Genomic DNA, 454 nt, shown 5'->3' with positions numbered 1-454 from the left:
GGTCATGGATCGACGCAGGCAAATGGGGAAAAAGCGGGGCCGCAAAGACAACGGCCGCCCGGAGGCGGCCTTGTCGAAGAGAGGGGCCGGGCCCGCCAGCATCACGCTGGCGAACGGCCCGAACCCCGGTCTACCGGATCACTTCTTGTCGCCGCCCGGCACCGTGCCTTCCACGCCCTTGACGTAGAAGTTCACGCCCGAGAGGAACTTGTCGTCGGCGACCACGTCCTTGGCGAGCAGTTCCTTGCCGTCCTGGCCGAGGATCGGGCCCTTCCAGATGGAGAACGAACCGTCCTTCAGGCCGGCCTTGACCTGATCGACCTTGGCCTTGGTTTCGGCGGGCACGTCGTCGGCGATGGAGACGAGATCGATCGCGCCTTCCTTCACGCCCCACCAGCTCTGGCCGGTGGTCCACTTGCCTTCGAGCACGTCGCGCGTGGCCTTCACGTAGTAG

Annotated in this window: 1 pseudogene; it reads right to left on the bottom strand. The window is 65.6% G+C overall.

What is annotated here, in order from left to right:
* Positions 1-138 precede the first annotated feature (138 nt).
* Positions 139-454, bottom strand: a pseudogene (locus tag K9U40_RS23750) (hypothetical protein); the annotation flags it as partial.

The organism is Xanthobacter autotrophicus (assembly GCF_030015065.1).
In the GTDB taxonomy this organism is placed as follows: Bacteria; Pseudomonadota; Alphaproteobacteria; order Rhizobiales; family Xanthobacteraceae; genus Xanthobacter; species Xanthobacter autotrophicus_D.
The sequence above is the reverse complement of the archived record's forward strand: the minus strand, read 5'-3'. Positions and strand labels throughout refer to the sequence as shown.